This window comes from Commensalibacter sp. M0268, assembly GCF_016101925.1.
Classification (GTDB): Bacteria; Pseudomonadota; Alphaproteobacteria; order Acetobacterales; family Acetobacteraceae; genus Commensalibacter; species Commensalibacter melissae.
Genome location: NZ_JACFPQ010000002.1, coordinates 398,321 through 419,727, shown reverse-complemented (window position 1 = coordinate 419,727; position 21,407 = coordinate 398,321). Strand labels below are relative to the sequence as shown.

Here is a 21,407-nt window from a genome sequence, read left to right as displayed (position 1 = left end):
TTCCTATCCCAATACCGGCGTTCCAACAGGCACCTGGACCTGAACAGCACCACCATGGGTTTTCTTATAATCCATAATTCTTTGTTCCATCATTGGACGGAAATTACGAATTAATGCTTGCACAGGCCAGGCAACAGACATACCCATTGCACAGATTGTTGTGTTTTCAATCTGTTTCGTTATATCCATCAACATATCAATTTCTTCTATTTCTGCACGTCCCTCTGTCATTCTCTTCATGACCTTCAGTACCCAATTGGATCCTTCCCGACATGGCGTGCACTGACCACAGCTTTCATGTTTATAGAACTGAGAAATACGTGTAATCGCCCTAATAAGATCCGTTGACTTATCCATCACAACTATGCCAGCCGTTCCCAACCCGGACCCAACTTCACGCATACCGTCAAAATCCATTATAACGGTATCACACACTTCCTTGTTCAGCATGGGCATTGACGTACCACCCGGAATAACAGCTAAAAGGTTATCCCATCCACCACGTACACCCCCGCCATGACGTTCAATAATTTCCTTCAAGGGCAATCCCAATGCCTCTTCAAATACACAGGGAGTTTGAATATGACCCGAAATCGCCATTAGTTTTGGACCAGTATTGTTTTTACGCCCTATACTTGAAAACCAAGCGGCTCCTCTACGCATTATTGTAGGGGTTACCGAAATGCTTTCAACATTATTGATCGTGGTAGGACAACCATATAATCCCTTACCCGCTGGGAAAGGTGGCTTCAGACGCGGCTGTCCCTTTTTGCCTTCAAGACTTTCAAGCTGGGCTGTTTCCTCACCACAAATATATGCGCCTGCACCGCGATGAATATAAAAATCAAAATCCCAACCACTACCACAGGCATTTTTACCGATCAATCCCGCTTCATATGCCTCGTCAATGGCAACTTGCAGTCTGTTGGCTTCATTGTAATATTCACCACGAATATATATGTAGGCAACATGCGCGCCTATCGCAAAAGAGGCAAGCAATGCACCTTCAACAATTTTATGAGGCTCATGACGTAAAACTTCCCTGTCCTTGCAAGTGCCAGGCTCTGATTCATCCCCATTAATTACCAGATAATGAGGTAAGGGACCATCCCCTTTGGGCATAAACGACCATTTTAGACCTGTAGAGAAACCTGCGCCACCACGCCCCCTTAACCCTGAATCAATTACCTCTTTGACGATTTTTTCACGCCCTAAAGCTAAAATAGCCTTGGTATTATCCCAATCACCCCGTTTACGAGCACCTGCCAATTTCCAGTCATCCTGACCATGCAAATTGACATAAATACGGTCTTTAGATTCTAGCATCGTTTTTTGGCCTTTGAATTATCTGATAAGGAATGATCTTGACGCAAAGGAGCCGAATTCAAACGATTTAATGCAGATCCTGGAGGCGGTTTTTCCCCTCTTCTCAATGCATTAATTAACTCAATGGTTTTTGGACCATTCATGTCTTCATAATAATCATGATCAACCTGTAGAATAGGCGCATTTGCACAGGCACCCAAACATTCAACCTCGGAAAGCGTGAACAATCCATCTTCACTGGTTTGACCAAATTCCCTGATTCCTGTCGCTTTTTTACAGGCTTCAACCACTTCATCCGATCCCCTCAACCAGCATGGTGTTGTTCCACAAACTTGCAAATGATATTGCCCTATGGGTTCGAGGTTAAACATTGTATAAAATGTGGCAATTTCAAATACCCTCACAGGCGCAATTTCCAGACGTTTTGCAACAGCAGCCATAGCCGCCTTTGGCACCCAAGCACTTTTGGTCAAACGTTTCATCTGATCTTGAACGATATATAATAAAGGTATAACAGCACTTGCTTTTCTCCCTGTCGGATATTTTGCAAGCACCTTCTCTATCTGCATTTCACTTTCTTTATCAAAAGTGAAGTCAGATGGCTCAATATTCATTTTACTTTCTGACATTACACCCTATCTATCCACTTCACCAAAAACCAAATCCAACGAACCAATAATTGCAACCATGTCAGCCAACATATATCGATGGGATAATTCATCTAATGCTTGAAGATGCGAAAAACCTGTCGGACGTATTTTACAACGATAAGGTTTGCTTCCGCCATCCGCCACAAGATATACCCCAAATTCACCTTTTGGACTTTCAACAGCAGTATAGGTTGTGCCTGCAGGAACATGAAATCCTTCACTATAAAGTTTGAAATGATGAATCAATGCCTCCATTGAATGTTTCATATCTTTACGTTTTGGAGGTGAGATTTTATTATCTTCAGTCTTAATTGGACCAGGTTTTATCTTGCTTAGGCATTGCTCAATTATTTTGGCGCTCTCGCGCATTTCAACAACACGAATCAAATACCGATCATAACAATCCCCTTGCCGAGCAACGGGAATTTTAAAATCAACTTTATCATAATTATCATAGGGTTGGGATCGCCGCAAATCCCATGCAACTCCCGATGCTCGCAAACATGGACCAGAAAATCCCCATGACAATGCATCTTCAGTTGTACAGATTCCAATTCCAACAGTTCGCTGTTTCCAGATACGGTTTTCTGTTAACAATCCTTCAATATCATCAATTAATTTTGGAAAATCTCTAACCCATTTTCCAATTTTCTCTTCCATACCTGCGGGCATATCCTTAGCCACCCCCCCATGTCTAAAATAATTCGCATGAAAGCGGGCGCCAGATACACCTTCATAAAATTCCATTAATTTTTCGCGCTCTTCATAAGCCCACAATGCAGGTGTCATCGCCCCACAATCGAGACCCATGGCAGTCACGTTCAGTAAATGATTTAATATACGGGTTATTTCAGCAAACAGAACTCTTATCCATTTTGCACGATCGGGAACATCAATCCCCAACAATTTTTCTGTAGCAAGAACATAGGCATGTTCCTCGCTCATTGGAGAGGCATAATCCAAACGATCAAAATAAGGCAGTCCCTTATGATAAGCCTTGTGCTCCAGTAATTTTTCTGTTCCACGATGTAATAAACCAATATGCGGAGTTGCCCTTTTAACAACCTCACCCTCTAATTCCATCACAACGCGCAACACACCATGAGCAGAAGGATGTTGTGGTCCAAAATTAATCGTGTGCGTATCACCTGATAAAACATGAGATATATTCTGAGAAATTTCAGATTTCACCTGTGATGTTTTATCGGTTACCCCTTCTTGTATAATTTCACTCATCAAATATCCTTTTACCGTTTAATCCTATATAGAATACGGTTTAATATTTTGACGCTTCTCATGAATCTTTTCGTCACCAGGAAGTGTTACAATACCTTCCCAGGGTGAATCAAAATCAAAGTCCCGCATCTCCTGTGTCAAATGGACCGGTTCATAAATTACTTTATTTTGATCAGCATCATATCTAACTTCTACATATCCTATAACAGGGAAATCCTTTCGCAAAGGATGTCCATCAAATCCGTAATCCGTCAAAATGCGCCTCAAATCAGGCTGTCCGGAAAATAATACACCAAACATGTCATAACATTCACGTTCCCACCACGTTGCATTTTTCCATAAATGATGAACGGAGGGAACCGGTTCTTTTTCATCTGTATGAACAATGATACGAATACGCTGATTCAATGTTACAGATAAAAGATTATAGACAACATCAAATCTTTTTTGACGGTAGGGATAATCAACACCGCACAAATCCATCAATTGTTCGAATTTGCAAATGGGATGATTTTTAAGCAGAATTAACACATCAAGCAAACAGTTGAGTTTAACCAATATGATTAGTTCATCGTGATCAAACTCAGCCTTGACAACGCCATTTGACGAAGACATGAGCATCATGCCAATCGCTTGCAAATTTGCTTTTTGATTTAAAGTTCTTTTTTTTGAATTTTCTTTAAAATTAACCACGAAGAATTGTCCCTGTACGCTTGATTTTCTTTTTCAACAACATAATACCATAAATCAATGCCTCAGCGGTTGGCGGACACCCGGGCACATAAACATCTACAGGGACAATACGATCACATCCCCTTACGACTGAATAGGAATAATGATAATATCCCCCACCATTTGCGCAGGACCCCATTGAAAGAACCCATCTTGGTTCTGACATCTGGTCATATAATCGACGTAAAGCAGGTGCCATTTTATTCGTTACCGTACCAGCCACAAGCATGACATCTGCCTGTCTGGGCGATCCCATTGGTACAACCCCCATACGATCCAAGTCATAACGTGGCATATAGGCATGAATCATTTCAACAGCACAACAAGCCAATCCAAAAGTCATTGGCCAAAGACTGCCAGTTCTTCCCCAATTGATTAATTGGTCAAGCTTGGCAACAACAAAACCTTTATTTGAAATTGCCCCCGTTATTCCTTTAATAACTGCATCCTGTTCAGATCCAGGAGGTAACGTTTCTTGATTCCAGTAAATCTGATCAGGATCAGATTTATTTGTTATTTTTATATTCATTATCTACTCGTTTTAACCGACAATGGACTTATTTTTACTTAATCCCATTCCAGTGCACCTTTGCACCATTCATACGCGAAACCTATGGTCAGGACTAAAAGAAATACAACCATAGAGAAAAAACCGAACATGCCAGTTTTAGACAGGGTCAAAGCCCATGGAAACAGAAACACCATTTCCAGATCAAATATCGTGAATAATATTCCCACCAAATAATAGCGCACGTCAAACATATGACGTGCATTTTCAAATGCCGGAAATCCGCACTCATAAGGCGTTATCTTTTCAGCATATGGTTTTTGTTTTGCACAAAATAATGCCGCACCCAACATTGCAACCGCAATTATTAAAGAAATAATCCCAAATATTAACACGGGTAAATAACTGTTTAAAATTGCCTGCATGGCTAATACTCTTTAATTTTTTATAGAAAATTAAATCATTTATCAAAAATGAACTCAATTCTTTATATCAAAGAAAAAAAAGAATTACACTGTTAATATTAAATATATTGATTTTTATTGATTATTTTAATAAATTTGATGGAACAAATTATTTTGATGAAAATTTTAGTGATTTTCTATTATTGCGCCATTATACTATAAATTAAATGGCGCGAGTGACGGGGCTCGAACCCGCGACCTCCGGCGTGACAGGCCGGCGCTCTAACCAAACTGAGCTACACCCGCGCATTATATGAAGCTTTTCCAAAAGCTCTTTAATATTTTGTCAATATTAATATTTAATAAAACATTAATTTATGGTGGGCGATGACAGGCTCGAACTGCCGACCCTCTCGGTGTAAACGAGATGCTCTACCAACTGAGCTAATCGCCCGCTCCGTTTACCGGAACAACGACTTCTTAACACTGAAGCCGTTGTGTTGTCCAGTCATTTTTTCAAAAAAAATGAACTTTTTTTTAAAATTATTTACTAACAGCTTCTTTTAACAATTTACCAGGTTTAAAACGTACTGAAGTAGATGCTGGAATCTTGATTTCTTCACCTGTACGTGGGTTACGCCCTTTGGCTGCTTTACGATGAGCAGTGACGAAACTGCCAAAACCTACAAGGCGAACCTCTTGTTTTTTTGCAAGTGTTTCTTCAATAGTACTCAATACTGCATCGATAACCTCACCTGATTTGGCTTTTGACAATTCTGTTTTTTCAGCAACAGCGGCAACAAGTTCTTGTTTATTTAGAGGTTTTTCCATTCTTTTTTCTTTCTATAATAATCACAGACTAAATTTAACTGCTAATGGATATTACATCCATATCTTAAACTATTGAAGCACTTTTCAAGAACGTCAACCGTTCAGGGACTTCAATAGTTATTTTAATACATTTATTCTATTTTTGGTTGCAATATCACCACATTATTTAATGTGCCAGCTGTTTTTTTGATGAAACATTACTTTTTTTCGCAATTACTGGTGCAGAGGTTTCCTCTAGCTCAATAGATTCGTAGGGTCTAATCAATGCTTGATGAATAACATCATCTACCATTTTAACCGGAACAATTGTCAGATTTGATTTGACATTATCGGGTATTTCCACCAAATCCCTTTCATTTTCTTGAGGAATGAAAACTTTCTTAACTCCTGCACGCAATGCAGCAAGCAATTTTTCCTTAAGACCGCCTATAGGTAAAACCCTGCCCCGCAAAGTGATTTCCCCTGTCATGGCTATATCCTTACGAACAGGAATACCTGTCATAATGCTGACAATACTGGTTGCCATCGCAACACCAGCAGATGGTCCATCCTTTGGGGTTGCACCCTCAGGAACATGAACATGTATATCATGCTTTTCAAACAAGTCAGGATGTATTCCAAATTGTAAAGCTCGACTTTTTACATAAGATAAGGCTGCAGATACACTTTCCTGCATTACCTCGCCAAGCTTCCCGGTTATCTTTATATGCCCTTTGCCTGGAACCATGACACTTTCTATATGAAGAATGTCACCACCTACTTCTGTCCACGCAAGTCCAGTTACGACACCTATAATATCGCGTTCTTCACTTTCACCATAAAAATACCGTTTAACCCCGACATAATCCTCCAGATTATCCAACGTGATCTTTACATGGTCACATTCTCCAGAAACGATCTTCTTGACAATTTTACGAGCAATTTTCGCTATCTCTCGTTCAAGATTACGTACACCTGCCTCACGGGTATATGTGCGGACAAGTTCACGCAAAACCTCATCATCAATTGACCATTCTGTAGGTTTAAGACTATGAGATTCCCCCTCCTTCTTGATCAAATGCTGACGGGCGATCTGAACCTTCTCATCTTCTGTGTAACCGGCAATGCGGATAATTTCCATACGATCCAATAAAGGTTGTGGCATATTGAAACTATTTGCCGTTGTAATGAACATTACATCAGAAAGATCATAATCGACTTCTAGATAATGATCTACAAACGTGGAATTCTGTTCAGGATCAAGAACTTCCAAAAGAGCGGAAGCTGGATCTCCGCGCCAGTCTGCTCCAAGTTTATCAATTTCATCCAGTAAGAATAAAGGATTAGAAGTCCCAGCCTTTTTCATTCCCTGAATAATTTTACCGGGCATTGCACCAATATATGTTCGACGATGCCCACGAATCTCGGCTTCATCACGTACACCCCCCAAGGACATGCGAACATATTCACGTCCCGTTGCCTTGGCTATAGAACGGGCAAGGGATGTTTTACCAACACCTGGTGGTCCAACAAGGCATAAAATTGGACCTTTAAGTTTGGAAGAGCGGATTTGAACAGCAAGATATTCAAGAATTCTTTCCTTTACCTTTTCCAGTCCATAATGATCGTGGTTTAAAATTTCCTCCGCTTTTTTTAGATTCTTGGAAATTTTGGAACGTTTTTTCCAAGGCAGACCTACAATCCAGTCTAAATAATTACGCACAACGGTCGCCTCTGCAGACATCGGACTCATCCCGCGTAATTTTTTAAGATCAGATAGTGCCTTGTCACGAGCTTCCTTGGTTAAGCGAAGTTTTTTTATCTTGTCTTCTAGTTCTGTCAACTCATCTTTACCGTCTTCACCCTCGCCCAATTCTTTTTGAATAGCCTTTAACTGCTCATTCAAATAATATTCGCGCTGTGTCTTCTCCATCTGTTTTTTAACACGGTTTCGTATACGCTTTTCAACTTGCAATACTCCAACTTCTGTTTCCAAATGTTCAAGAAGTTTTTCCAAGCGTTTTTTCAAATCAACCGTTTCAAGTATTTCCTGTTTTTCAGAAACTTTAAGATTAAGATGGCTTGTAATTGTATCTATAGCCTTGGAAGAATTTTCAATTTGATTGACAGCTACCAGAACTTCAGGCGCGATTGACTTGTTCAGTTTAACATATTGCTCAAACTGATTAGTCATTGTTTTTTTTAAGACATTAATCTCCTTGTCATCATTTTCCGTTTCTTCAATAAGCTCAACCTCTGCCTCAAAAAAAGCTTCATGATCAATAAATTTCTTGACCTTGGCACGTTGAATACCCTCTACCAATACCTTGACTGTTCCATCAGGTAATTTTAACAACTGTAAAATAGTTGCAATTGTTCCAAATGAATAAACATCCTTTTCCGTAGGATCTTCAACTGAAGCATCTTTTTGGGAAACAAGCAATATTTTTGAATGATTTTTCGTAACTTCCTCTAAAGCGCAGACCGATTTTTCTCGCCCTACAAATAAAGGTACAATCATATATGGAAATACAACAATATCCCTTAACGGTAGAACAGCCATAATATTGGGCTGTCTTATTTCATGGTCTTTATTGGCATCCTTCTCTTTTTCTTCAGAGATTTCGGATTCAATTTTCTTTTCTGTCATAAATTTATGACCTCCTTATATGGACGATCCTGTAAGAATGCCCAGGATGGCACATTCTATAAGATTACAATCTTAATATTATATATGCAGTGTATTAATTTTTTTTAAAGTAATAAACAGAATTAATTATCCTGAACCTTTATGAGTAAAAAACAATCCTAAATATCAAGATTTATTACAGATAATAAATTAATATAAAAAAAATTTACATCAAAAATAAGATATTTCTCAACCTTTTTTGATAATAATAAAAAAGACCCATTTAAAAGAGTCTTTTCCATAAAACAATAAGTGTTTATGCTGTTTGTTCTTTATGAGGAGATATCTCCTCATAAACATAAACCGGTTCCTCTTTATGGTTAATCACCTCTTTATTAATGACAACTTTGCTTACCCCTTTAAGATCTGGCAATTCATACATTGTCGACAAAAGAATATCTTCCAGAATTGAACGCAACCCACGCGCACCTGTCTGTCGTTCAATGGCCTTATTAGCAATTTCCTGAATAGCTTCTTCTGTAAATTGCAATTGCACGTTCTCCATTTCAAACAGTTTTTGATATTGTTTTACTAGAGCATTTTTTGGCTCAGTCAGTATCTTCATCAAGGCTTTCTGATCAAGATCATCAAGTGTAGCGATTACGGGCAATCTTCCAATAAATTCAGGAATTAACCCGAATTTCATCAAATCTTCGGGTTCCATCTGTCGAAACAATTTCCCAACTTCTTTATGATCTTGTGAATTTACATCTGCACCAAATCCAATCGTGTACCCTACACTCCTATCACTAATGATTTTATCCAAACCTGCAAATGCACCACCACAAATAAAGAGAATATTCGTAGTATCCACTTGCAGGAATTCCTGTTGCGGATGTTTCCGTCCTCCTTGAGGAGGAACAGATGCAACAGTACCTTCCATAATCTTAAGAAGAGCTTGCTGAACCCCTTCACCACTCACATCCCTTGTAATTGAAGGATTATCGGATTTACGTGAAATTTTATCAATTTCATCAATGTAAACGATACCCCGCTGCACCCGTTCCACGTTATAATCTGCAGCCTGTAACAATTTCAATAATATGTTTTCGACATCTTCACCAACATATCCTGCCTCGGTCAGGGTTGTTGCATCTGCCATTGTAAAAGGAACATCAAGAATTCTTGCAAGGGTTTGGGCCAACAAGGTTTTACCGGTTCCGGTTGGTCCAATAAGTAGGATATTGGATTTAGCTATCTCCACATCACCAGCTTTATCGATCTGGTTTAACCGTTTATAATGATTATGAACAGCAACGGACAAAACCTTTTTTGCGTCTGTCTGTCCTATAACATAATCATCCAAAATTTTACAAATTTCTTTAGGAGTGGGTAGATTGCCTTGTTTTTTTGCTATTTGCGTTTTATTCTCTTCACGCACAATATCCATACATAATTCGACACATTCATCGCAAATAAATACGGTTGGACCTGCGATTAATTTACGCACCTCATGCTGTGACTTCCCGCAAAAGGAGCAATATAATGCATTTTTTGAATCTTTTTTATTATCAGTCATTTTAACCTTCACCCCCAATTAAAGTCAGGGTCAGAAATACCAACCAGTAAATATCATTATATAAATTATTTAGTTAAATAAGATAATTTTTAAAGAAATCTTATAATAATATTATGACTATTTGTCACTTTCTTTTAACAAATCTGCATTACGATTTTGAACTACCTTATCAATTATACCAAAATCCCTAGCCTCTTCAGGTGACATATAACTGTCTCTTTCAAGACGTTGTTCAATTTCCTCTAGTGTTCTTCCGGTATGCAATTTATAAATCTCGTTAAGCTTTTTACGTATTTCCAATATTTCTTTGGCCTGAATTTCTATATCGCTTGCCTGACCTTGCGCACCACCAGAAGGCTGATGAACCATGATTCTCGCATTGGGCAAGGCAAATCGATTATTGGGCTCACCTCCACATAAAAGTAATGACCCCATTGAGGCTGCCTGACCAATGCAGACAGTACTCACAGGACAACGTATATATTGCATCGTATCATAAATTGCCAAACCAGCCGATACTACACCACCAGGACTGTTGATATAGAAAGAAATTTCTTTTTTTGGATTTACACTTTCTAAATATAATAACTGAGCAGAAATCAAAGATGCAACTTGATCATATACAGGACCCGTGAGAAAAATGATTCTTTCCTTAAGCAGACGAGAATAAATATCAAAAGCACGTTCCCCTCTGGACGTTTGTTCAACAACCATTGGAACAAGTGTATTATCATATATTTCCAGAGACTTGAAATCTCTCATTAATTTTCTTCCCAAATTTATGTTTGATTAAATAATAGTATATTTATTCAATTTAAGAAAATAAATACAACAAAAATAAGATAGAATTCAATTTTCCAAAAAAAGAATGTCTGGAAAAATTTCCAGACATTCCCAATACCAAAATCTATAAAATTCCTAAATTTTAACAGTGGGCATCTTTGAGAGCTCTTCCGGACTTACCTCTTTATCCTCTACCGTGGCAAGCTCTGTAATATAATCAAGAACTTTATTCTCGTAAAGTGGACCGCGAATAGATTCGACAGCCTGCGGATTTTTCTGAAAAAATTCCATAACTTCTTTTTCTTGCCCCGGATAACGCATCGCCTCAGCCCGCATCGCCTGAACAAGTTCGTCTTCATTAATTGTTATCGAATTGACTCTTCCAATTTCAACAACCAGCAATCCAAGGCGAACACGTCTTTCTGCAATTTTGCGATAATCTGCCTTTAAAGTTTCCTCGTCTTTATTCTTGTCTTCTTCATCAAGAAGATCATTTTTACGGTCATTTTCAATACGCTGCCAAATTTGCTTGAATTCTGTATCAACCAGTCCTTCAGGCAATTCAAAATTAACTTTCTCAGCTAACACATCCAAAATATCACGTTTCAATCTCAAACGGGACATCTGATCATATTCAGCAACAATTTGCTTTTCAACAGCCTCTTTTAGTTTATCTAAATTTTCAAATCCGAGTTTGGTTGCAAATTCATCGTTCACTTCAGGAACAATAGCCTCTTTTAAGGTTTTTGCCTTGATATCGAATGTTGCCTCCTTGCCAGCCAAATTTGCAGCCTGATAGTTTTCAGGGAAAGTAACCGTTATTACTTTTTCCTCTCCTGGTATCATTCCTTCAATCTGTTCTGCAAATCCCGGAATAAACCCCTTACCACCAATTTCAACATCAACATTCTCTGCGGTGCCACCTTCAAAAGCTACGCCTTCAACCTTACCCACAAAATCAACAGACAGAACATCACCGGATTTAGCAGGCCGCTTTTCATCAATAGCCTTAAATTCACGTTGCCGTTGGGCAATTGTGTCAAAAGCAGATTTAAGCGATTTTTCATCTGGCTTGGCTTTTAAGCGAGTCAAATGAATATCTTTAAGATCTGGAATTTCAAAGTCTGGAATCAATTCAACTTCAAAAGTGAATTCCAGATCATCCCCCTTTTTATAACCCTCTTTGAGATTGACCGATGGTTGACGGGCAGGTCGCAGACCTCTTTCACTCAATGTATCTCTGACTGCATTTGAAATCGCCTCATTGACAACCTCATTCTGAACAGATTCTCCATAACGTTGCTCAACAATCGTTAATGGCACTTTTCCCGGCCTGAAACCAGGGATATTCATCTCGTGTCCAAGTTTTGTTAATCGTTGATTTCTCGTTTCAGCGAGTTGTTTTTCTTCAATAATGATTTTGAAGCCGCGTTTTAAGCTTTCAGAAAGCGTTTCAGTAACCTGCATCAGCCAGGCCATCCTCTCGGTCTAAATTAAATTTTACCCTAATATTATAGAGCGTTTCAGAATTAACATTAATTTATATCACTTTAACAGCCAGATCACAAAAATCATATGGAATTAACATCATACGTTTTTGGTGCGGATGGAGGGACTTGAACCCCCACGACTTGCGCCACTAGATTCTAAGTCTAGCGTGTCTACCAATTTCACCACATCCGCACGTCTGTGCATTGAAGTTTTTCTATTTAACGCACTATCTATCGCAGGGCAACAATTTTTTTAACAAAACTCAATTTTTCTTATTTTCATTTTTCCACGTGATATCGACCATTATCTCTCGCCTTGCCAAGATTGTGAATTAAGTCCATTGCATTAGGCCAAGAATTGTTATGTAAAAAAGCTGCCTCTCCATGAATCCAGACCGCGGCACAAGACGCTTCCCATACCTCCATACCACATGCAAGCAAAGTCGCGATGACTCCCGTTAGTACATCCCCAGATCCTGCTGTCGCCAATCGTGCATTTGCATGACAATTGACCGCTACCCTACCATCGGGAGAAGCTATTAATGTATCCGGACCTTTGAGAATGACCACTGTATTAAGAATACTAGCTGCCTTTTTAACCGCTTCAATCCGGCAATCTTTAAAATCACCAAATATCCGTTTAAATTCACCTATGTGAGGCGTAATAACGGCACATTGTTTCAACAAATCAAAATTTTCTTTTGTCAAAGCGCTTGCATCGGCAACAATCGTTTTATTTGTCTTGATTAAATTTGTTAGGGATATTTTAACCTCATCTTCTGTCAGACCAGGCCCGCATACCCAGACTTTTCTTCGTTTATCCTGTAAGGTATCAGTGAAGTCACCCTCATCAACCATAAAACAGGGTGAAGTTAACAAATATAAATCACGGCTACCAAAGGCAAAGATATGCACCAATCCAGCCCCGCAGGAAGAAGCTGCTAATGCTGATAAACGAGCGGCTCCTGTTACCGTTCCCCCTCCCACAACATTTACAATGCCACGATGATATTTATAATCTTCAACGTCTGCAATTGGAAGTTCCCATAATCCCGGTTCGTTCAACCAGGTATTTATTGATAGCTCTGACAATATATTTTCTGGTATACCTATATTTGCAATAACAAGTTTACCTATATATTCTCGTCCAGGTAAAAGATAATGTCCCGCTTTGGCTCTACAAAACGTTACGGTCAATTCAGCGTGGGGAGCATAACCTCTAATTATACCTGTCTTGCCATCAACACCAGAGGGCATGTCTATGGCAACAAGATGATCTGCAGCTTTCAACACCGAACTTATATGATCATCAATGTCACGAGATAATCCCGCACCAAAAACAGCATCCACAACTAAATCTGCATCCTTAACAGATTGAATATTAAAATCAGTTTTATCCCCACTCCATTGAACAAAAGCCTTGTAAGCATCAGTTCCCTTTTCTGGAGGTTTCAAAGAGGCAACCTTAACTGGCCATCCCTCATTGGCAAGTATGTGTGCCACGACATATCCATCACCTCCATTATTTCCAGGACCGCATAAAACAAGTATTTTACAAGGTTTATAAAATTGCATAATTGCCCGTGCAACGGCTAATCCAGCATTTTCCATCAAAGTTAAAACAGGCAAATATTGCGTTGCGATCTTGTCAACCTGATTCATTTCTTCTGGATTTATCAGAAGCAAATTAGTTTTTTCATTTTTTAATTGCATAATGATATATCTTTCAATTTGATGAATTAAGTATATCACTTATAATTATAACTACGAATGATTATAATATGACAAACTATAAAGAAAAATTGCTTTTTTGCCTTTATTTGACATGAATGATTTTAACAATCATCACGCCAATGATAAGACGGATTTAATCTATCGAAACCACAATATCTAGGGAATTAGTATGGCTCATATGAATTTTTACTGGGGAATTATCACTTCAATTAACTCTATTGCTCTTTCCTTATGGATCGGAAGTCTGTTTTTTTATTGTCTGAGTGTTCGATCATCAGTTGGATTACTTGATAAAACACTCAAATCTTCCGTATTATTGCAAAACCTGAAAAGAATTTATCAACTTAATGGTTTTAACGCTTTTGCCATTCTGATTTGTCAATTGATTCTTTTTATTCACCACTTTTTTGTCAAAACTGTAAACTGGTCTGGTTATGCCGCCATAATTACCACTATTCTAATGATAATTCTCCATCTATATAGTTTTACGTCAGCCTATCAAAAAGCAAACCGATCTATACGACCAAAGGCTGATCTTTATAATAAAATTTGTAATATTTTCAAATTAATTATATTTTTGGGAATAATAGACATTTTATTATTAAATTTTTAATGAAATTATTATTAGTTATTCTATTTCACAACAAAATAAGTATATTGATTAATTACAATATTCTTATTATATAAATGAATAAGCTATTTTTATTATTTTAAGTGTTAATGGTAAGTTTTATTTTGCCTTCTCATATACAAAAAAACAAATTAATTGACAACAATACATCTACAAATCTTGAGATTGAAAAAATTGAGACTTTTGAACAACTCAAATTGTCTCCCTCAATTTTGTCAGCCATTGATAAAATAGGATTTAACAAGCCTACGGAAATTCAGGCAGCTGTCATTCCCATGGCTTTGCAAAAAAAAGATATCGTTGGGATAGCCAGAACTGGTACCGGTAAAACCGTCTCTTTCACATTACCAATTCTCGAGATGCTTTCCCAGTCCAAGGGACGGGCAAGAATGCCACGCGCTTTAATTCTAGAACCCACTCGTGAATTGGCACTTCAGGTTGCAGATAATCTGAAACTATATAATAAATATGTAAAATTTTCCCATAGTTTACTCGTTGGTGGCGAAAGTCAGTCTGAACAGAAAGAAAATCTTCGACGTGGAACCGATATTATTATTGCAACACCGGGTCGATTGATTGATTTGTTTAGTCAGGGAGCAATTTTACTCAATCAGATTCAGATACTCGTCATTGATGAGGCAGATCGTATGCTTGATATGGGTTTCGTCCCAGACATTGAAAAAATTGTTTCCTATTTACCCCAACAAAAACAAACCCTGCTTTTATCAGCTACGATGCCCCCAGAAATCAAAAGATTGACAAATTCTTTCCTTGTAGATCCAATTGAAATATCTATTTCACCACCTTCATCAGTAGCCTCAACTATTGAATCGAAAGTTATCATCGTTCCTGATAACAAAAAAAGAAAAATTTTACGCACTCTTTTACAGCAGGAAAATGTAAAAAATGCGATAATATTCTGCAATAGAAAAAAAGATGTTGACATTTTAACTCGTTCCCTGAAGAAACATGATTTCAAAAGTGCCTCTCTTCATGGTGATATCGCACAACATCATCGTACCCAAACGATGGAAGATTTTAAAAATGGAAAAATTCAGTTCCTCGTTTGTTCTGATATTGCCGCACGAGGGATAGATGTTGAAAATCTAACGCACGTTTTCAACTTTGATATACCTCTTCAACCCGAAGATTACGTGCATCGCATTGGAAGAACAGGAAGAGCGGAAAAAACGGGTTATGCTTATAGCCTTGCAACACTTGAGGAAAAAGAGTTAATTGTAAATATCGAAAAACTTATAAATGAAACCATTCCCGTTCTTGATATTAACGATTTTATGAATACCTCTAAAGAAACAGATAATTCAACAGATAAGAAATTGGTTAAAAATAAAAATTCTCGTCAACAAAAAACCAAATCTAGAAAGGCGGATAATAAGAATTTGATTGAAGTTGCTCCACGTATTCCCCTAACACATGCATTAATTGATAACGATACACCTGTTATTGGATTTGGACAATTTGTACCTGCCTTTATGCTATCGCCGTTTCGTAAGCTTTAAAAAAAGAAACTGAAGATAAATAACATTATTATTTATCTTCAGTTAAAATTTAAACCGATATAAATTTCAGAACATATTCAAGGTTAGTCGAGCTTCATCGCTCATTCTTGAAGGATCCCAGGGAGGGTCCCAGACAATTTCCACCTTTACTTCGGTCACCCCTTTAACTTTTTCAATAGCTTGCTGAACCATGAGGGGTAATTCTTGCGCACTTGGGCAATTGGGCGCTGTTAAAGTCATTTCAACTTGCACCTTTCCATCATCATGTAAATCGATAGCGTAAATTAATCCCAAGTCATATACATTAACTGGAATTTCTGGATCATAAATTGTTGAAACAGCATCAATAATTGCATTTTCATCAATTTCTTCCTTAGGATTGTTAATCTGTGGGTTTGAATTATCCTCAGGTTTCCAAGCCTCAATATTTTCTTGATTAACATCAGATTCAGATGTAGATACTGCTTTTCCAATATTATCTGACCTTTTTTGATCAACATTATCCATAAAAAACTCTGCCATTCATATAATTATGGGTAAAAAATCTTTATCAATGATTAGATCTTTGAAAAAAATCAATAATCATATTCAATCCATCCACAAATTTATCGATCTCATCAAAAGTTGTATAAACTGCAAAACTAGCCCGCGATACGCTTGTATAACCAAATTTTTTCACTAACGGTTCAGCACAATGCTGACCTGCACGAATGGCGATACCATTTTGATCCAACAGGGTTGCAATATCATGAGCATGAATATCCTTTATCGAAAAAGAGATTACTCCTCCCCTTACAGATGGTGATCCCAATATAGATAAACCAGGAATATTCCTCATTTTAATCAGCGCATATTCAACCAGATTTTTATCATGCTGCATTAAAATATCATATCCGATAGATAAAACATAATCTATTGCAGCCCCCAAACCGATCACCTCAAGTATGGGTTGTGTACCGGCTTCAAATTTAGTAGGAATTTTTGCCCAGGTTGACCGTTCAAAAGTCACATTCTCAATCATGTCCCCTCCTCCCATAAAGGGAGGCATTTGATCCAGACATTCTTTTTTTCCCCATAAAATGCCAATACCCGTAGGACCGTAAAGTTTGTGTCCTGTAAAAGTGTAAAAATCTATATCAAGATCCTGAACATTAACCGATTGATGAACAATTCCTTGACTGCCATCAACAAGAATTTTGGCACCATTCTTGTGTGCCATCTCAGCCAGCATTTTGATTGGATTAATCGTTCCCAACACATTGGACATATGGGTTACAGCAACCAATGCAATATCATTTTCAATTAAAATTTGTTCAAATGCCAATATATCGATATCACCATTTTCCAATATCGGTGCAATGTATAAATGGATCCCTAATCTGTCACGCAACATTTGCCAGGGAACAAGATTGGCATGATGCTCCATTTCAGTTATTAAAACACCCTGCCCCTTTTTTATCAGACCTCCATAGGAAAAAGCTACAAGATTGATCGCTTCAGTACTATTTTTAGTAAAAATCACTTCATCGGACGTAAATGCATTTAAAAAACCGGCAATTTTTTTTCGGACTGATTCATATTGATCTGTAACAGCCTCACTCATGGCATAAATGCCTCGATGCACATTTGCATATTGCGTATATGCGGCGTTTTGCATTGCTTCAATAACCTGTATTGGTTTTTGGGCTGATGCGCCACTATCCAAGAATACAAAATCTTTACCGTGAATTTTTTGTTTTAAAATTGGAAAATCATTTCTAATTTGCTCAATATTAAAAGAATAGACAGGGTTAGACATCGCAATCACTTTTCAAGTTGAGGCGGTTACGTAATAATATAATAAATTCTGCAATAGGGTATCTTCGATCTTTTCAATAGACTCGTTAACAAATGCATTAATCAACATTTCTCTGGCCAATTCATAAGAAATTCCACGAGACATTAAAAAAAACAATTGTTCTTGGTCCAATGCCCCTATTGCTGCACCATGGGAACATTTAACATCATCTGCATAGATTTCAAGCTCAGGTTTAGTATCTATTTCCGCTTTATCTGACAATAATAGGGCCTGGTTTTGCTGCTGTGCATCCGTTTTCTGGGCTAAACGATTGACTAGCACCTTGCCCTGATAAACCCCATGACTATTATCAGACAGGATATTTTTAACATTCTGATTGGATTGACAATGTGGAACACTATGAACCACTTTTGATGCAATATCGGCATGCTGTTGACCTGACAAAATCTGGACAGCATCGAAATCTGCCTTACTCCATTCTCCGGCCAAATCAATATTCAGTTCATAACGTGAAAATCTGGAACCTTTATTTAACAAAAATTGCTGATAACATGCATGATCAGACAATTTAACATAATTACTAGAACAATTATAGCTTTCTGATAATGTATGGTTGATAATGGTATAGTTTAGTTTAGACTTTCTTCCCAGTTCTATTTCATGAACGGAATTTGCAAAATAAACACCTTTCCCATAATTTATTTCAATCACAGTACATTTATTTTCTTTCTCAATATAAAATGAATACTTTGGTGAAAAAAACAGTTTTTCAGTTGTTTCAGCTTTCCCTAGATTAATACATAAAATTGTCTGATCATTGAAATTTTTATTACATTTAAATTGTAAAACGGGATTTTCAACAATTTTGTTCAATGCCGTCAAAAAATCATCGTTTGGAATTGACCAACCACTTTTGAGATTCTTGTTTAAAGAAAATTCGTTTGAATGAAGACTGATTGTTGAAAAAGTCTCTAGATATTGACCATTATAGGTGATTATTCTAGGTAAATTTTGCAAATCTACGGTTAATATTTCTTCTAAGGCCCTATGAACAAACGCTTCATCAATAACAAAATCACGCGAAAAATCTGTTTTTTGCAACCATTTCAAATCGCTGTATTTCCAAGCTTCAGTTTTACGTGTCGGGAATTGAAGAGTCAGCAATTTATCAACAATATTTCTCTTGTCTCGTAAATATTCAGATAAAGACAACCTATTTAATATTTCCAACCAATTTTCACGCTTGTTCATCGCGGTGACATTATTCATCAATTTCATCCAAAAACCGTCCGTAACCTTCTTTTTCAAGCTGAAGTGACAAATCAGCCCCTCCAGTATGGATAATGCGACCCCTTGCTAAAATATGGATATAATCAGGCTTGATATAATCCAATAAACGCTGATGATGAGTGATAATTAAAGAGGAAAATTCTGGAGATTGAAGAGTATTAACTCCTTCTGCGACAATACGCAGCGCGTCAATATCTAACCCACTGTCAGTTTCATCCAATATTGCAAAAGATGGTTGCAATAAGGACATTTGCAGAACCTCATTTCGTTTTTTCTCACCTCCAGAAAAACCGACATTTACATTGCGTTTAAGCATGTCTGTTGGAAATGAAAGCTTTTTTGCCAACTGACGGGCCAGTTTAAGAAATGACACCGCGTCAAGTTCTTCCTGTCCTCGTGCTTTACGAACGGAATTGGTTGCTGTACGTAAAAAATTGGCATTATTGACCCCAGGCAGCTCCACGGGAGACTGAAAGGCAAGAAACAATCCCGCCACGGCTCTATCATCAGGAGACATTTCCAGAAGATTCTCCCCTTTAAACCATACCTGACCAGATGTCACTTTATAACTGGGATGACCAGACAAGACATAGGAAAGCGTTGACTTACCAGAACCGTTAGGTCCCATAATAACATGAGTTTCACCAGCGGGAATTGATAAATTGACACCTTTTAAAATTTGCTTTGATCCATTTTCAACAGTGTCATCAATAACGGATGCATGTAAATTTTTTATTTCTAATAACATATTCATAGTTTAAACTAACCCACACTTCCTTCAAGACTTATCTGTAAAAGCTGTTGCGCTTCTACAGCGAATTCCATTGGAAGCTCTTTTAAAACATCTTTACAAAACCCGTTCACAATCAATCCGATTGCCGCTTCCTTGGTTAATCCACGCTGTTGACAGTAAAATAACTGTTCTTCGGAAATCTTCGAAGTTGTCGCTTCATGTTCAATTTTGGCGGAAATATTTTTACTTTCAATATAGGGAACTGTATGTGCACCGCAATTATTTCCGATCAGTAAACTGTCACATTCAGTGAAATTGCGACTGTTTCGGGCTTTTGGCATCATTCTAACCAATCCACGATATGTACTGTCAGATTTTCCTGCACTAATGGTTTTTGCCAAAATGGTGGAACGTGAATTGGCTCCTATATGAATCATTTTTGTACCGGTATCAGCCTGCTGATATCCATTTGTTACCGCTACAGAATAAAATTCCCCGATTGATCCTTCCCCTTGTAAAATGCAGGAAGGATATTTCCAGGTAATTGCCGATCCGGTTTCAACCTGTGTCCATGAGATACGTGATCGTACACCACGGCAAGCACCACGCTTGGTAACAAAATTGTAAATTCCCCCCTTACCATTTTTATCACCCGGATACCAGTTTTGGACTGTGGAATATTTTATAAAAGCCTCACTCATGGCCACAAGTTCTACAACAGCAGCATGCAATTGATTTTCATCCCGTTGAGGAGCTGTGCATCCCTCCAAATATGATACGGTAGAAGCATCATCAGCAATAATGAGCGTACGTTCAAATTGTCCGGTATTTTTTGCATTTATACGAAAATAGGTTGAAAGTTCCATAGGGCATTTCACACCTTTCGGAACATATACAAATGAACCATCCGTAAAAACAGCGGAATTCAAGGCTGAATAAAAATTATCTCCCTGTGGCACCACACTACCAAGGTATTTTTTAACCAAATCTGGATAAGATTGTATAGCTTCTGAAATTGGACAAAAAATCACTCCCGCTTTCGCAAGAGTTTCTTTAAACGTCGTGGCAACAGAGACACTATCAAAAACTGCATCAATGGCAACAGGTACAATCTCTCCATTTTCCGGTTTTTCAACCCCCGCCAAAATTTCCTGTTCTTTTAAGGGTATACCCAATTTAGCATATGTTTTTAACAATTCGGGATCGACCTCATCCAGAGACTTTGGTCCTTTTTTCTTTTTTGGCGCTGCATAATAATGCAAGTCCTGGAAATCAATTTCAGGATATTTGAACTTACCCCATGTTGGAGCCTCCATGGTCATCCACATCCGATAGGCTTTCAAACGCCATTCCAGCATCCAATCAGGCTCATTCTTGCGAGCAGAAATTGAACGGATAACATTTTCATCAAGTCCCTTGGGTAGGATATCCATTTCAATATCCGTTTCGAACCCCCACTTGTAAGTATCTGTCTTAAGCTGCTTCAACAAGGCCTCATCTTGGACATGTTTATTCATAATATGCTCTGTTTCTAAATGTTTGTTTCTTGAATTT

Annotated in this window: 19 protein-coding genes and 3 tRNA genes; 2 read left to right on the top strand and 20 right to left on the bottom strand. The window is 37.8% G+C overall.

The genetic code is table 11. The annotated features are described in order from the left end of the window. Positions 1-3 precede the first annotated feature (3 nt). The 15 genes from nuoF to H3R28_RS05220 form a co-directional block, all read right to left on the bottom strand. Positions 4-1,326 carry an NADH-quinone oxidoreductase subunit NuoF gene (gene nuoF, locus H3R28_RS05290; RefSeq protein ID WP_198209963.1) on the bottom strand — a complete coding sequence of 441 codons (1,323 nt, stop codon included), beginning with the start codon at positions 1,324-1,326 and terminating at the stop codon, positions 4-6. Beyond that, positions 1,320-1,955 carry an NAD(P)H-dependent oxidoreductase subunit E gene (locus tag H3R28_RS05285; RefSeq protein WP_198196215.1) on the bottom strand — a complete coding sequence of 212 codons (636 nt, stop codon included), beginning with the start codon at positions 1,953-1,955 and terminating at the stop codon, positions 1,320-1,322. The genes nuoF and H3R28_RS05285 overlap by 7 nt, the downstream gene beginning before the upstream one ends. A gap of 6 nt (positions 1,956-1,961) precedes the next feature. Beyond that, positions 1,962-3,212, bottom strand: coding sequence for an NADH-quinone oxidoreductase subunit D (locus H3R28_RS05280; protein WP_155565359.1), 1,251 nt, complete (start codon positions 3,210-3,212; stop codon positions 1,962-1,964). Positions 3,213-3,236: 24 nt separating this feature from the next. Further along, the gene (locus H3R28_RS05275; RefSeq protein WP_370552817.1) at positions 3,237-3,905 is read right to left on the bottom strand and encodes an NADH-quinone oxidoreductase subunit C; all 669 of its coding nucleotides are present in this window, start codon (positions 3,903-3,905) and stop codon (positions 3,237-3,239) included. Beyond that, positions 3,898-4,473, bottom strand: a complete 576-nt coding sequence (locus tag H3R28_RS05270) for an NADH-quinone oxidoreductase subunit B family protein (RefSeq protein ID WP_155565358.1) — start codon at positions 4,471-4,473, stop codon at positions 3,898-3,900. Before H3R28_RS05270 ends, H3R28_RS05275 begins: the two co-directional genes overlap by 8 nt. A gap of 38 nt (positions 4,474-4,511) precedes the next feature. Beyond that, positions 4,512-4,877: an NADH-quinone oxidoreductase subunit A gene (gene ndhC, locus H3R28_RS05265; RefSeq protein WP_122123496.1), complete on the bottom strand. Its 366-nt coding sequence runs from the start codon at positions 4,875-4,877 to the stop codon at positions 4,512-4,514. 207 nt (positions 4,878-5,084) lie between these two features. Beyond that, positions 5,085-5,162, bottom strand: a tRNA-Asp gene (locus tag H3R28_RS05260). Between the two features lie 72 nt (positions 5,163-5,234). After that, a tRNA-Val gene (locus H3R28_RS05255) sits at positions 5,235-5,310 on the bottom strand. Positions 5,311-5,399: 89 nt separating this feature from the next. Further along, on the bottom strand, positions 5,400-5,687 hold the full coding sequence (locus H3R28_RS05250; protein WP_110438938.1) for an HU family DNA-binding protein: 288 nt from the start codon (positions 5,685-5,687) through the stop codon (positions 5,400-5,402). Positions 5,688-5,853: 166 nt separating this feature from the next. Next, on the bottom strand, positions 5,854-8,229 hold the full coding sequence (gene lon, locus H3R28_RS05245) for an endopeptidase La (RefSeq protein WP_232351235.1): 2,376 nt from the start codon (positions 8,227-8,229) through the stop codon (positions 5,854-5,856). 382 nt (positions 8,230-8,611) lie between these two features. Continuing rightward, entirely contained in the window at positions 8,612-9,874 is a 1,263-nt protein-coding gene (clpX, locus tag H3R28_RS05240; RefSeq protein ID WP_155565356.1) for an ATP-dependent Clp protease ATP-binding subunit ClpX, read from the bottom strand. 117 nt (positions 9,875-9,991) lie between these two features. Continuing rightward, positions 9,992-10,636, bottom strand: a complete 645-nt coding sequence (locus tag H3R28_RS05235; RefSeq protein WP_110438935.1) for an ATP-dependent Clp protease proteolytic subunit — start codon at positions 10,634-10,636, stop codon at positions 9,992-9,994. Positions 10,637-10,792: 156 nt separating this feature from the next. Beyond that, positions 10,793-12,124, bottom strand: coding sequence for a trigger factor (gene tig, locus H3R28_RS05230; RefSeq protein WP_198209958.1), 1,332 nt, complete (start codon positions 12,122-12,124; stop codon positions 10,793-10,795). A gap of 131 nt (positions 12,125-12,255) precedes the next feature. Continuing rightward, positions 12,256-12,340, bottom strand: a tRNA-Leu gene (locus tag H3R28_RS05225). Positions 12,341-12,426: 86 nt separating this feature from the next. After that, positions 12,427-13,860, bottom strand: coding sequence for an NAD(P)H-hydrate dehydratase (locus tag H3R28_RS05220; RefSeq protein WP_198209956.1), 1,434 nt, complete (start codon positions 13,858-13,860; stop codon positions 12,427-12,429). Between the two features lie 190 nt (positions 13,861-14,050). On the opposite strand from H3R28_RS05220, the gene H3R28_RS05215 reads away from it, so the two are divergent. Further along, positions 14,051-14,494 (top strand): hypothetical protein, encoded by a 444-nt coding sequence (locus H3R28_RS05215; protein ID WP_198209955.1) that lies wholly within the window; start codon positions 14,051-14,053, stop codon positions 14,492-14,494. 122 nt (positions 14,495-14,616) lie between these two features. Beyond that, entirely contained in the window at positions 14,617-16,032 is a 1,416-nt protein-coding gene (locus tag H3R28_RS05210; protein ID WP_232351226.1) for a DEAD/DEAH box helicase, read from the top strand. A gap of 66 nt (positions 16,033-16,098) precedes the next feature. On the opposite strand, the gene H3R28_RS05205 is transcribed toward H3R28_RS05210, so the two are convergent. From H3R28_RS05205 to sufB, 5 genes are read right to left on the bottom strand one after another with little or no spacing between them, the layout of a single operon-like run. Next, positions 16,099-16,539, bottom strand: coding sequence for an SUF system Fe-S cluster assembly protein (locus H3R28_RS05205; protein WP_198209951.1), 441 nt, complete (start codon positions 16,537-16,539; stop codon positions 16,099-16,101). 43 nt (positions 16,540-16,582) lie between these two features. Continuing rightward, entirely contained in the window at positions 16,583-17,830 is a 1,248-nt protein-coding gene (locus H3R28_RS05200; protein WP_198209949.1) for an aminotransferase class V-fold PLP-dependent enzyme, read from the bottom strand. A gap of 12 nt (positions 17,831-17,842) precedes the next feature. Then, positions 17,843-19,099 carry a Fe-S cluster assembly protein SufD gene (gene sufD, locus H3R28_RS05195; RefSeq protein WP_198209947.1) on the bottom strand — a complete coding sequence of 419 codons (1,257 nt, stop codon included), beginning with the start codon at positions 19,097-19,099 and terminating at the stop codon, positions 17,843-17,845. Then, positions 19,092-19,874, bottom strand: coding sequence for a Fe-S cluster assembly ATPase SufC (gene sufC, locus H3R28_RS05190; RefSeq protein ID WP_122123487.1), 783 nt, complete (start codon positions 19,872-19,874; stop codon positions 19,092-19,094). The genes sufD and sufC overlap by 8 nt, the downstream gene beginning before the upstream one ends. Positions 19,875-19,882: 8 nt before the next feature. Further along, entirely contained in the window at positions 19,883-21,370 is a 1,488-nt protein-coding gene (gene sufB, locus H3R28_RS05185) for a Fe-S cluster assembly protein SufB (protein WP_198209945.1), read from the bottom strand. Positions 21,371-21,407 lie beyond the last annotated feature (37 nt).